Source organism: Burkholderia aenigmatica, from assembly GCF_048627025.1.
Classification (GTDB): Bacteria; Pseudomonadota; Gammaproteobacteria; order Burkholderiales; family Burkholderiaceae; genus Burkholderia; species Burkholderia aenigmatica.
Genome location: NZ_CP184468.1, coordinates 2796817 through 2809408, shown reverse-complemented (window position 1 = coordinate 2809408; position 12592 = coordinate 2796817). Strand labels below are relative to the sequence as shown.

General features: G+C 67.1%; 10 protein-coding genes. 5 read left to right on the top strand and 5 right to left on the bottom strand.

Translation table 11 applies throughout. The features are described from left to right. Positions 1-52: 52 nt before the first annotated feature. Together metG and ACN8ZM_RS13120 are read right to left on the bottom strand one after the other, a co-directional pair. Positions 53-2209, bottom strand: coding sequence for a methionine--tRNA ligase (gene metG / locus ACN8ZM_RS13125; protein ID WP_420210101.1), 2157 nt, complete (start codon positions 2207-2209; stop codon positions 53-55). Positions 2210-2584: 375 nt separating this feature from the next. Further along, a complete protein-coding gene (locus tag ACN8ZM_RS13120; protein WP_043189806.1) occupies positions 2585-3229 on the bottom strand; it encodes an OmpA family protein in 645 nt (214 codons plus the stop codon). Positions 3230-3580: 351 nt separating this feature from the next. Here ACN8ZM_RS13120 and apbC point away from each other — a divergent pair, with 351 nt between their 5' ends. The 5 genes from apbC to ACN8ZM_RS13095 all read left to right on the top strand — a co-directional run bounded on the left by apbC (position 3581) and on the right by ACN8ZM_RS13095 (position 9212). Beyond that, entirely contained in the window at positions 3581-4672 is a 1092-nt protein-coding gene (gene apbC / locus ACN8ZM_RS13115; RefSeq protein WP_420210100.1) for an iron-sulfur cluster carrier protein ApbC, read from the top strand. A 133-nt stretch (positions 4673-4805) separates the two neighbouring features. Beyond that, positions 4806-5342, top strand: a complete 537-nt coding sequence (gene sodC, locus ACN8ZM_RS13110; protein WP_043189802.1) for a superoxide dismutase [Cu-Zn] — start codon at positions 4806-4808, stop codon at positions 5340-5342. 112 nt (positions 5343-5454) lie between these two features. Then, positions 5455-6024 (top strand): dCTP deaminase, encoded by a 570-nt coding sequence (gene dcd, locus ACN8ZM_RS13105; RefSeq protein ID WP_006398615.1) that lies wholly within the window; start codon positions 5455-5457, stop codon positions 6022-6024. Positions 6025-6105: 81 nt separating this feature from the next. Then, a complete protein-coding gene (locus ACN8ZM_RS13100; RefSeq protein WP_043189799.1) occupies positions 6106-8385 on the top strand; it encodes an arginine/lysine/ornithine decarboxylase in 2280 nt (759 codons plus the stop codon). Then, on the top strand, positions 8385-9212 hold the full coding sequence (locus ACN8ZM_RS13095; protein WP_420210099.1) for a lysozyme inhibitor LprI family protein: 828 nt from the start codon (positions 8385-8387) through the stop codon (positions 9210-9212). The genes ACN8ZM_RS13100 and ACN8ZM_RS13095 overlap by 1 nt, the downstream gene beginning before the upstream one ends. An 82-nt stretch (positions 9213-9294) precedes the next feature. Here ACN8ZM_RS13095 and ACN8ZM_RS13090 read toward each other — a convergent pair whose 3' ends face one another. The 3 genes from ACN8ZM_RS13090 to ACN8ZM_RS13080 all read right to left on the bottom strand — a co-directional run bounded on the left by ACN8ZM_RS13090 (position 9295) and on the right by ACN8ZM_RS13080 (position 12394). Then, a complete protein-coding gene (locus tag ACN8ZM_RS13090) occupies positions 9295-9978 on the bottom strand; it encodes an HAD family hydrolase (RefSeq protein WP_089451108.1) in 684 nt (227 codons plus the stop codon). A 94-nt stretch (positions 9979-10072) separates the two neighbouring features. After that, complete coding sequence (gene argH / locus ACN8ZM_RS13085; protein WP_420210098.1) at positions 10073-11482, bottom strand: argininosuccinate lyase; 1410 nt, start codon at positions 11480-11482, stop codon at positions 10073-10075. Positions 11483-11584: 102 nt separating this feature from the next. Beyond that, a complete protein-coding gene (locus ACN8ZM_RS13080; protein WP_043189788.1) occupies positions 11585-12394 on the bottom strand; it encodes a helix-turn-helix transcriptional regulator in 810 nt (269 codons plus the stop codon). Positions 12395-12592: the final 198 nt, after the last annotated feature.

Here is a 12592-nt window from a genome sequence, read left to right as displayed (position 1 = left end):
CCCCGCACGGATCGTGCGGGGCTTTTTTTTCGCAAGCGGCAGGGCGTGCGGCTTACTTCACGCGCATGCCGGGCTTCGCGCCGCTGTGCGGCTCGAGGATGTAGAGGCCCGGTTCCGCCTTCTCGTCGGTGGCCGACGCGGCAAGCACCATCCCTTCGGACAGGCCGAACTTCATCTTGCGCGGCGCGAGGTTCGCGACCATCACGGTCAGCTTGCCGACGAGCTGCTCGGGCTGGTACGCGGACTTGATGCCCGAGAACACGTTGCGGGTCTTTTCCTCGCCGACGTCGAGCGTGAGCTGCAGCAGCTTGTCCGAGCCCTCGACGGCCTGGCACGCGACGATCTTCGCGATGCGCAGGTCGATCTTCGCGAAATCGTCGATCGAGATCGGGGCATCGTCCGCGCCGTTCACGACCGCCTGCTTCGCATTCGCCTTCGCGTTGTTCTTCGCATCCTTCGCGGCATTCGCGCTCGCGGCGGCCGCGCCGGTGGCTTCGGCCTGCAGCGAATCGCGGTTCGCGGCGAGCAGCGCTTCGATCTGCTTCGGATCGACACGCGTCATCAGGTGCTGGTACGCCTTGATCGGCTGTGCCGACGACAGCGGCTTCACGGCATCGGCCCAGGCGAGCGGCGCGATCCCGAAGAACGATTCGACGGCTTCGGCCACACGCGGCATCACCGGCTTCAGCGCGAGCGACAGCAGGCGGAACGACTCGAGGCTCACGCTGCAGGTTTCGTGCAGCGCGACTGCGTTGGCCGGATCCTTCGCGAGATCCCACGGCTTCGCGCCGTCGACGTACGCGTTCACTTCGTCCGCGAGCTCCATCGTGTGGCGCAGCGCGCGGCCGTACTCGCGTGCTTCGTAGTGCGCGGCGATCTGCGGAATCGCATCGCGCAGCTTCGCGACGAGCGGATGGTTCATCGCGCTGTCCTGCACGCGGCCGTCGAAGCGCTTGATCAGGAAGCCTGCCGCGCGGCTCGCGATGTTCACGTACTTGCCGACGAGGTCGCTGTTCACGCGCGCCTGGAAGTCGTCGAGGTTCAGGTCGATGTCTTCCATCGTCGCGTTCAGCTTCGCGGCGAAGTAGTAGCGCAGCCATTCTGGGTTCAGGCCCGTGTCGATGTAGCTCTGCGCGGTGATGAACGTGCCGCGCGACTTCGACATCTTCGCGCCGTCGACCGTCAGGAAGCCGTGCGCGAACACGTTGGTCGGCGTGCGGTGGCCCGAGAACTCGAGCATCGCCGGCCAGAACAGCGTGTGGAAGTACAGGATGTCCTTGCCGATGAAGTGATACTGCTCGGTGGTCGAGCCCGGGCGGACCCACGCATCGAAGTCGATGCCGTTACGGTCGCACAGGTTCTTGAAGCTCGCGTAGTAGCCGACCGGCGCGTCGAGCCACACGTAGAAATACTTGCCGGGCGCGCCCGGGATCTCGAAGCCGAAGTACGGCGCGTCACGCGAGATGTCCCAGTCGGCGAGCTTGGCTTCGCCGGCGTCGCCGAGCCATTCGCGCATCTTGTTGGTCGCTTCGGGCTGCGCGAGGCCGCTCACCCATTCGCGCAGGAACGTTTCGCAGCGCGGATCGGACAGGCGGAAGAAGTAGTGCTTCGACGTCTTGCGCACCGGCGTCGCGCCCGACACGACCGAATACGGGTTCAGCAGTTCGGTCGGCAGGTAGGTCGAGCCGCACACTTCGCAGTTGTCGCCGTACTGGTCCTTCGCGTGGCACTTCGGGCACTCGCCCTTGATGAAGCGATCCGGCAGGAACATTTCCTTGACGGGATCGTAGGCCTGCTCGATCTCGCGCTCGGCGATGAAGCCGGCTTCCTGCAGCGCGACGTAGATCTTCTCGCTCAGCACGCGGTTCTCGTCCGAATCGGTCGAGTAGAAGTTGTCGAACGACACGCCGAAGCTGTCGAAGTCGCGCTTGTGTTCGGCCCACACGCGATCGATCAGCTGCTTCGGGGTCAGGCCTTCCTTCTCCGCGCGCAGCATGATCGGCGTGCCGTGCGTGTCGTCGGCACCGATGTAGTAGACCTCATGGCCATGCATTCGCAGCGTCCGCACCCAGATGTCGGTCTGGATGTACTCGACCATGTGGCCGATGTGGATCTGCCCGTTGGCATAGGGCAGTGCGGACGTAACGAGAATCTGGCGGCCACCTTGCGGCGCCGCAGCCTGCACGGAAGTGAGGTCGGATGCGGACATAGGGTCTGTAGAGGACGGCGGAAAAACGACGGGAAACTGCGATTCTAGCAGGGGCGCGCGTCAGCGACGCGGGCAGGCGCGCTCGAACGGGCGCCGAAACGGGCGGGGCCGCGCAAGCGGCGTGCCCGACGGTGATGTGCTGCGATGCAGCACAAATTCTGCGGGCAAAAAAAACCGGGGCGGATACGGCCCCGGAGCAACAACGACAAGAGGAGAATGGTGACGCGCCGGCAACACCAGCCGCGTACCGTAAATACTGACCGCGGCCCGCGACAGAAGTTCGAAAATTTTTTCGATTTGTTACCGGCTCCGCCGGAAGCCTTGCCCGGCGGGGCGGCGCGAGCGGCGGGCCCGCGCCTTCTCCTCGTCGTGCGCTTACTGCGCCTGTGCTGCGCGCAGGTAGATTTCGACGCGGCGGTTCTGTGCGCGGCCGGCTTCGGTCGCGTTGTCCGCGATCGGGTTCGATGCGCCCATGCCTTGCGCCGACAGGCGGCCGCCGTTCACGCCGCGCTGTGCCAGTGCGTTCACGACGCTTTGCGCGCGGTTTTGCGACAGCGTCTGGTTCAGCTGGGCCGAGCCGGTGCTGTCCGTGTAGCCGACGATCGATGCCGTCACTTGCGGGTTCTGGTTCAGCGTCGTCGCCAGGTCGTTCAGCAGCGGCGTGAAGGCCGGCGTGATCGCGTACTGGTTCGTCGCGAACGTCACCGAGCTCGGCACGTTCAGCTTCAGCGAGCCGTCCGGCTGCTCGGTCACTTGCGTGCCCGTCTGCGCTGCCGACGGTGCGAGCTTGTTCTTGATCGCCTGCCAGTTGTAACCCGTCACGCCGCCGACCAGTGCGCCCACGCCTGCGCCGATCGCCGCGCCCTTGCCGCCACCTGCCAGCGCGCCGATGCCTGCGCCCAGCGCCGCACCCGTGCCGGTACCGACGGCCGCGTTGTTGCCTTGCTGCGTGGCGCAGCCTGCCAGCAGTGCGCCGGCCAATGCGAAGACGGACAAGCGGGTCGCGATTTTCATGTTCATCTTGGATTCCTCTCTTGGTTGAACGAGTCGACAACGACGACAACAACAGTTACGGCTCCCTGCGCGGGCCGCCCGAAAAAGGAGGGCAGGCCAGCGCTCGCGGCAGCCGCCGAGGTGGCCGCATGCCCTGTCCGTCAGCGTGGCTGTTGGGACAGTGCGACGCGTCAGCCTCTACAATATAGGCGGTAAGTGGCCGATTTGGCCCTATAGCATGCCGCACGCGAAGAGTGCGCCGGGTCGCGCGTTCGCGCAATGGCGTGCAACAGATTCTTTCACTTTTCCCGATTTTCGCAGCGTAATTTGATATTTTTTGACGTTTGCGCGCGAGAAAAACGTTTTCACGGAGTTTCGATGAGCATTGACCGGGCACAAGTCGACGCCGCTTTGGCGGCTGTCGTCGACCCCAATACCGGCCGCCCGTATGCGGCGAACAAGGGCGTGCGCAACGTCGCGATCGACGGCGACGTCGTGGTGCTCGACGTGGTGCTCGGTTATCCCGCGCGCAGCCAGCACGACGACGTGCGCGCACGCGTCACCGCAGCGCTGCAGGCCGTGGCCGGCGTGCGCGATGCGCGCATCGCCGTGTCGCAGGAGATCGTCGCGCACACGGTGCAACGTGGCGTGAAACTGCTGCCGAACGTGAAAAACATCGTGGCGGTCGCGTCGGGCAAGGGCGGTGTCGGCAAGAGCACGACGGCCGTCAACCTCGCGCTCGCGCTTGCCGCGGAAGGCGCGTCGGTCGGCATCCTCGACGCCGACATCTACGGTCCGTCGCTGCCGACGATGCTCGGCATCCACGGCCAGCGTCCCGAGTCGCCCGACAACCAGTCGATGAACCCGCTCGTCGGCCACGGGCTGCAGGCAAACTCGATCGGCTTCCTGATCGAGGAAGACAACCCGATGGTGTGGCGCGGCCCGATGGCGACCTCCGCGCTCGAGCAACTGCTGCGCCAGACCAACTGGCGCGAGCTCGACTACCTGATCGTCGACATGCCGCCCGGCACCGGCGACATCCAGCTGACGCTCGCGCAGCGCGTGCCGGTCACGGGCGCGGTGATCGTCACGACGCCGCAGGACATCGCGCTGCTCGACGCGAAGAAGGGCCTGAAGATGTTCGAGAAGGTCGGGATTCCGATCCTCGGCATCGTCGAAAACATGAGCATCCATATCTGCTCGAACTGCGGCCACGAAGAGCACATCTTCGGCGCCGGCGGGGCCGAGCGGATGGCGAAGGATTACGGCGTGAACGTGCTCGGCAGCCTGCCGCTGGACATCGCGATCCGCGAGCGCGCCGACAGCGGCACGCCGACGGTCGTGGCGGATCCGGACGGCGCGCTGGCGCGCCGCTACCGCGAGATCGCGCGCGGGGTCGCGCTGGCAATTGCCGAGCGATCGCGCGACATGACGTCGAAGTTCCCGTCGATCGTTGTTCAAAATACGTAAAACCCTTGCGGGGCGGGGCCTCACGCTGTTTACGGCGCCGCGAGGCGCGGTATCATGGCGACTTTTCCCGGGTCCCTTTACCCGCCCGGCGCGGCCGTCGTGTCAAACGGCCGCCAGCCGGCATGAGGATCGAATGAAACAACGACATCACGGCGTGCGCGCCGGCCGCGTGCGGTGCGCGCTGCTGGCCACCGCCGCGCTGGGCCTGCTGGCCGGCTGCACCTCCTTTTCCTCGTCGCACGAAAAACGGGCCGACGCACAACTGCAGCCGACGGTCGGCTCGCAAGCGCGTGGCGCGGTGACCTTCGTCGAGCGTCCGGACGGCGTGCAGGTTACCTACAACCTGGCCGGCCTGCCACCGAACAGCGATCACGCTTTACAGGTACACGAACGCGGCGACTGCAACGCGGGCGACGGCTCGAGCGCCGGCCAGGTGTTCGCGCCGGCCGCCGACCGGCTGCGCGCGGGCGCCCGCGTCGCCGGCGATCTCGGCAACATCCACGCGGACGCGAACGGCGTCGCGGCCGGCTTCATCGTCGCGCCCGATCTGGCCCTCGATGGCGTGCGCTCGGCGATGAACCGCGCGGCGCTGGTGCACCGCGAAGCGAGCGATCCCGCGTTTCCGCAGCATGGCGCGGGGCCCGCGCTCGCTTGCGGCGTGATCCGTTGACGGGCGCCGCGTGCGCCGGTCGATGATCGCGTAAAATGTGCGCCTTTCCTGGCCGCCGCCTCGCGGGTCTGGCCCTCACCGACTGTCACGCAGCGTTTCCAGGCGCCCTGATATGAGCATCAAGTCCGACAAGTGGATTCGGCGCATGGCCGAAGAGCACAAGATGATCGAGCCGTTCGTGCCCGATCAGGTCCGCGCGTCCGAGGACGGTCGCCGGATCGTCAGCTACGGCACGTCGAGCTACGGCTACGACATCCGCTGTGCAGACGAATTCAAGATCTTCACGAACATCAACTCGACGATCGTCGATCCGAAGAACTTCGACGAGGGTTCGTTTGTCGATTTCAAGGGCGACGTGTGCATCATCCCGCCGAACTCGTTCGCGCTGGCCCGCACCGTCGAATATTTCCGCATCCCGCGCACCGTGCTGACGGTCTGCCTCGGCAAGTCGACCTATGCGCGCTGCGGGATCATCGTCAACGTGACGCCGTTCGAACCCGAGTGGGAAGGCTACGTCACGCTGGAATTCTCGAACACCACGCCGCTGCCCGCGAAGATCTACGCGAACGAAGGCGTCGCGCAGGTGCTCTTCTTCGAGAGCGACGAAGTGTGCGACGTGTCGTACGCGGATCGCGGCGGCAAGTATCAGGGGCAGCGCGGTGTCACGCTGCCGAAAACCTGATCTGGTTGCATAACGTCTCACCAGTTTCCGGGTGACCGCTGCGCGTGACGCGCCGCGGTCGTTCTTTTTGGAGAATCGCCCATGAAGTTTCGTTTCCCCGTCGTCATCATCGACGAAGATTTCCGCTCCGAGAACATCTCGGGCTCCGGCATCCGGGCGTTGGCCGAAGCGATCGAGAAGGAGGGCGTCGAAGTCCTCGGTCTCACGAGCTACGGTGATCTGACGTCGTTCGCGCAGCAATCGAGCCGTGCGTCGTGCTTCATCCTGTCGATCGACGACGACGAACTCATGCTCGGCGAGACCGGCCCGGACGGCGAACTGCCCGAGCTCGCGACCGCGATCATCGAGCTGCGCGCGTTCGTCACCGAAGTGCGCCGCCGCAACGCGGACATCCCGATCTTCCTGTACGGCGAGACGCGCACGTCGCGCCACCTGCCGAACGACATCCTGCGCGAGCTGCACGGCTTCATCCACATGTTCGAGGACACGCCGGAGTTCGTCGCGCGCCACATCATCCGCGAGGCGAAGGTCTATCTCGACTCGCTCGCGCCGCCGTTCTTCAAGGAACTCGTCAAGTACGCGGACGAAGGCTCGTACTCGTGGCACTGCCCGGGCCACTCGGGCGGCGTCGCGTTCCTGAAGAACCCGCTCGGCCAGATGTTCCACCAGTTCTTCGGCGAGAACATGCTGCGCGCGGACGTCTGCAACGCGGTGGACGAACTCGGCCAGCTGCTCGACCACACGGGCCCGGTCGCGGCGTCCGAGCGCAACGCGGCGCGCATCTTCAGCGCGGACCACCTGTTCTTCGTGACCAACGGCACGTCGACGTCGAACAAGATCGTCTGGCACGCGACGGTTGCACCGGGCGACATCGTGCTGGTCGACCGCAACTGCCACAAGTCGATCCTGCACGCGATCACGATGACGGGCGCGATCCCGGTGTTCCTGACGCCGACGCGCAACCACTTCGGCATCATCGGGCCGATCCCGCGCGACGAATTCAAGCCGGAGAACATCCGCAAGAAGATCGAGGCGAACCCGTTCGCGCGCGAAGCGATGCGCGAGAACCCGGACATGAAGCCGCGCATCCTGACGATCACGCAGAGCACGTACGACGGCGTCGTCTACAACGTCGAGATGATCAAGGATCTGCTCGGCGACCTGCTCGACACGCTGCACTTCGACGAAGCGTGGCTGCCGCACGCGACGTTCCACGACTTCTACCGCGACATGCACGCGATCGGCGACGGCCGTCCGCGCACCGGTGCGCTCGTGTTCGCGACGCACTCGACGCACAAGCTGCTCGCGGGCATCTCGCAGGCATCGCAGATCGTCGTGCAGGATTCGGAGAACCGCACGTTCGACAAGCACCGCTTCAACGAGGCGTACCTGATGCACACGTCGACGAGCCCGCAGTACGCGATCATCGCGTCGTGCGACGTCGCGGCCGCGATGATGGAGCCGCCGGGCGGCACCGCGCTCGTCGAGGAATCGATCGCCGAGGCGATCGACTTCCGCCGCGCGATGCGCAAGGTCGACGCCGAATACGGCGACGACTGGTTCTTCAGCGTGTGGGGCCCGGACAACCTGTCGGAAGAAGGCATCGGTTCGCGCGAAGACTGGATGCTGAAGCCGAACGACCACTGGCACGGCTTCGGCCCGCTGGCGGAAGGCTTCAACATGCTCGACCCGATCAAGGCGACGATCATCACGCCGGGGCTCGACGTCGACGGCGAGTTCGGCGAGACCGGCATTCCGGCCGCGATCGTCACGAAGTACCTGGCCGAGCACGGGATCATCGTCGAGAAGACCGGCCTGTACTCGTTCTTCATCATGTTCACGATCGGCATCACGAAGGGCCGCTGGAACTCGATGGTGACCGAGCTGCAGCAGTTCAAGGACGACTACGACAACAACCAGCCGCTGTGGCGCGTGCTGCCGGAATTCGTCGCGCAGCACCCGCGCTACGAGCGCGTCGGCCTGCGCGACCTGTGCGCGCAGATCCACGACGTGTACCGTGCGAACGACATCGCGCGCCTGACGACGGAGATGTACCTGTCGGACATGGAGCCGGCGATGAAGCCGTCGGACGCGTTCGCGAAGCTCGCGCACCGCAAGATCGACCGCGTGCCGCTCGACGAGCTCGAAGGCCGCGTGACGAGCATCCTGCTCACGCCGTACCCGCCGGGCATCCCGCTGCTGATCCCGGGCGAGCGCTTCAACAAGACGATCGTGAACTACCTGCGGTTCGCGCGCGACTTCAACGAGCGCTTCCCGGGCTTCCACACCGACATCCACGGCCTCGTCGCGGAAGAGGTGAACGGCCGCGTCGAGTACTTCGTCGACTGCGTGCGCGACTGATGGCGACGCACGGACGAATCCAGGCGATGCGCGCGGCGCTGGCCGCGCTCGTCGTCTGGGCGGCAGGGTCGGCCGGGCTGGCGGGCGTGGGTGTCGCGCATGCGGAAGTCGCGGCGGCCGACCCGATCGACGTCGCGATGCGGCAATGCCTCGCGCGGCGCGACCGGTCTTCGCCGGCCGGCCAGATCCAGTGCATGGGCGAAACGCAGCAGCAGTGGCAGGCCGTGGTGGACGGCGCGTATCAGCGCCTGTTGAAGGATGCGCCGGCCGACGCGAAGCGCGGCTGGCAGGACAGCCAGCGCCATTGGCTCACGTGGCGCAAGGACGAAGTGCATCTGCTGAAGGCCGTGTATGACACGACGCGCGGCACGTCGTACGCGATGTCGAGTGCCGACCTGCAGCTGCAGCCCGTGCGCGATCGCGCGCTGGCGCTGCGCGCCGCGGCGGATCGCTATGCGCCGCCGCCCGCCGCCGTGCCGGTCGCGGCGACGAGTGGCGCGCAGGGCAGTGCGAGCGATGCCCCGAGCGCGGCCAAACCGAACGGCAAGCCGGCGAACGCACCGCGCGATCCGGCCGTGCGTCGCGTGCGCCCGTGCGAACAGGACGCCGCATGCGAGCACGCGCTGTTCGACCTGAACCGCTATTACCAGAAGCTGCGCCGCAAGATGCCCGCGCATTCGGCCGCGACGCTCGTCCGCGCGCAGCGCGCGTGGGTCGGGTTCCGCGATGCGACGGCGCCGCTCGTCGGCGAAGGGGGCCGCGTCGACCTGATCGGTGCGCGCATCGCGACGATGAAGCGGCTGTCGGAAACGGCCGGCAACCAATAAGCGCAAGCGCGACGCCGGTTGTACGGCGATACGGCAAAACGGGCACCCTCGGGTGCCCGTTTTGCATTGAGCCGCAGGTGATCTACGCGGGCCGCTGCGTATCGTGCCCGCCGAACCACGACGGCACGAGCGCGACCGCATCGTCGAGCGAGGCGAGCACATGCAGGCTCAGCGCGACGATTTCGGGCGTCGGCGCCTTCAGGTCGGGCACGGTGACGACCGACGCACCGGCACCGGCGGCCGACTGCGCGCCGAAGTCGCTGTCTTCGAATGCGACGCATGCGTGTGCCGGCACGCCGAGGCGTTCGGCCGCGAGCCGGTAGACCGCCGGGTCGGGCTTGCCGCGCGCGACTTCGTCACCGCCCGCGATCGCGCGGAAGAACGGCAGCACGCCGACCGCGTCGAGCCGTGCGCGGATCACGTCGCACGCGGACGACGACGCGACCGCGCACGGAATGCCGGCCTGCGCGAGTGCGTCGAGCAGCGCGAACGCGCCGGGTTTCAGCGGAAACTTCGGATGCGGCTCGGGCGCCGCGAGCTGCTCGCGCACGCGGGTGCGCACCGCGTCGAACGTATCGGGGTTGCCGATCAGCCGCGCCAGGATGACCTGGCCCTCGGCGAACGAGCGGCCGACGATCTGCAGGTAGTCGGTGGTGGTCAGCGTGACGCCGTGTGCGTTCGACACGTCGATCCACGTATTCATGATGGTCCGCTCGGAATCGACGAGCAGGCCGTCCATGTCGAAGAGCGCGGCGGAAAAGGTCATCGGCGGCATTCGGGAAGCAGGGAAGGCGACGGGCGGCGCGACGGCCGCCCGAATGAAAAACGGACGCCGAAGGCGTCCGTCCGAAACAGCGGGCTTACTGGCCGAGCGCGGCGCGCGCAGCCTTGACCGCCGCACGCACCTGGTCGGGCGCGGTGCCGCCCGGGTGGTTGCGGCTGGCGACCGAACCCTCGAGCGTCAGGTAGCCGAACACGTCTTCGCTGATCAGGTGCGCGACGTTCGGCAGCTCCTGCTTCATCTCGTCGAGCGTCAGGTCGGCGAGATCGATGCCGCGGTCGTCGCAGATCTTCACGGCGTGCGCGACGGCTTCGTGCGCATCGCGGAACGGCAGGCCGCGTTTCACGAGGTAGTCGGCGAGGTCGGTGGCGGTCGAGAAGCCCTGCAGCGCGGCCGCGCGCATCGCGTCCGGCTTCACGGTGATGCCGGCAACCATCTCGGCGAAGATCCGCAGCGTGTCGGCGACGGTGTCGACCGTGTCGAACAGCGGTTCCTTGTCTTCCTGGTTGTCCTTGTTGTACGCGAGCGGCTGGCCCTTCATCAGCGTCAGCAGCGCCATCAGGTGGCCGTTCACGCGGCCCGTCTTGCCGCGTGCGAGTTCAGGCACGTCCGGGTTCTTCTTCTGCGGCATGATCGAGCTGCCGGTGCAGAAGCGGTCGGCGATGTCGATGAAGCCGACGCGCGGGCTCATCCACAGCACGAGTTCTTCGGAGAAGCGCGACACGTGCGTCATCACGAGCGCGGAGGCGGCCGTGAATTCGATCGCGAAGTCGCGATCGGACACCGCGTCGAGCGAGTTCGCGCAGATGCCGTCGAAGCCGAGCGTCTTCGCCACGGCGTGACGATCGATCGGATAGCTCGTACCGGCGAGCGCGGCCGCGCCGAGCGGCAGGCGGTTCACGCGGGTGCGGCAGTCGCGCATGCGCTCCGCGTCGCGCGAGAACATCTCGACGTACGCGAGCAGGTGGTGGCCGAACGTGACGGGCTGCGCGACCTGCAGGTGCGTGAAGCCCGGCATGATCGTGTCGGCGTTCTGTTCCGCGAGGTCGAGCAGCGCGCCGCGCAGGTCGCTCAGCAGGCCGCCGATGCGGTCGATCTCGCCGCGCAGCCACAGGCGGATGTCGGTCGCGACCTGGTCGTTACGCGAGCGGCCCGTGTGCAGGCGCTTGCCGGCGTCGCCGATCAGCGCGGTCAGGCGCGCTTCGATGTTCAGGTGGACGTCTTCCAGGTCGAGCTGCCATTCGAATTCGCCGCGCTCGATTTCACCCTTGATCTGCGCCATCCCGCGTTCGATCGCGGCGAGGTCGTCGGCGCTGATGATCTTCTGCGCGGCGAGCATGTTCGCGTGTGCGAGCGAGCCGGCGATGTCGACGAGCGCGAGGCGCTTGTCGAAAAATACCGACGACGTGTAGCGCTTGACCAGCTCCGACATCGGTTCCGAGAAGCGGGCCGACCAGGCCTCGCCCTTTTTGTGCAGTTGGGACGTCATGGCGATTCTTCGAAGGGAGATTGAGCGGCGTGCGCCGCCGAGGGATCCCGCGATTCTAACATTCGCGGGCCTGCCGGCCGTGGCCGGCGCAGGCCGGCCCGTTCAGTCGCGCACCAGCACCACCAGCTTCAGGTCCTCGCGGTGCGCGGGCTTCAGCGTGATCTGCTGGTACACGAGGCGGCCGTCGGCCGGATGGTCGAATTCGCGCAGGCCGCCTTCGCGTTCGAACACGTCCTGCGATGCCCAGTACTGCGCGAAGGCGTCGCTGCCGGCGGTCAGCGCGTCGATCAGCGCGCGCGTGGGCGCATCGGTCAGGTGACGGATCGAATCGGCGCGGAATTCGGCCGCGAGCCGCCGCGCACGGGTTTCCCAGTCGACGATCAGCGTGCGCGCGGCCGGCGACATGAACGTGAAGCGCAGCAGGTTGCGGTCGTGCTCGCCGTCGAGCCAGCCGGAGAACAATGCGGCGGCCGGCGCGTTCCATGCGAGGGCGTTCCATTGCCGGTCGAGCACGTACGCGGGGGTCGCGATCGCCGCGACGGTCGCGGCGAGCGTCGGCGGCAGGTCGCCGCCCGCGACGTCGGGCTCGGCCGGGTCGCGCTGCGCGGCCAGTTCGAACAGGTACGCGCGCTCGGCCTTCGACAGCTGCAGTGCGACGGCGATCCGCGCGAGCGCGTCGGCCGACGCGGACACGGGGCGGCCCTGTTCGATCCACGTGTACCAGGTCGGGCTGACGCCGCACAGCTGCGCGACTTCCTCGCGCCGCAGCCCCGGCGTGCGGCGGCGCGGGCCGGGCGGCAGGCCGACGGCCTGCGGCGACAGCCGCTCGCGGTGGGCACGGATGAATTCGCCGAGCGCACGGGCGGGCGTGGCGTCGAGCGGCAGGACGGGGGCGGAGGACGGGTGGTTCATGCGGAAACGGCGAAATGGAAGCGGGGATGCGGCAACGATCAGACAGGTGTATCGAATACCAGAATAACCGCTTAACTTGTACTGGTACAAACGCAGGCCTATTGTAGCGGCTCGCGCGCTGGTAGGGCAGCGGGCGTCCCACAAAACGCGTTGCATGGGGCCGGAACAGGCGCTGAGGCGTCTGTCGCACCGGCAACG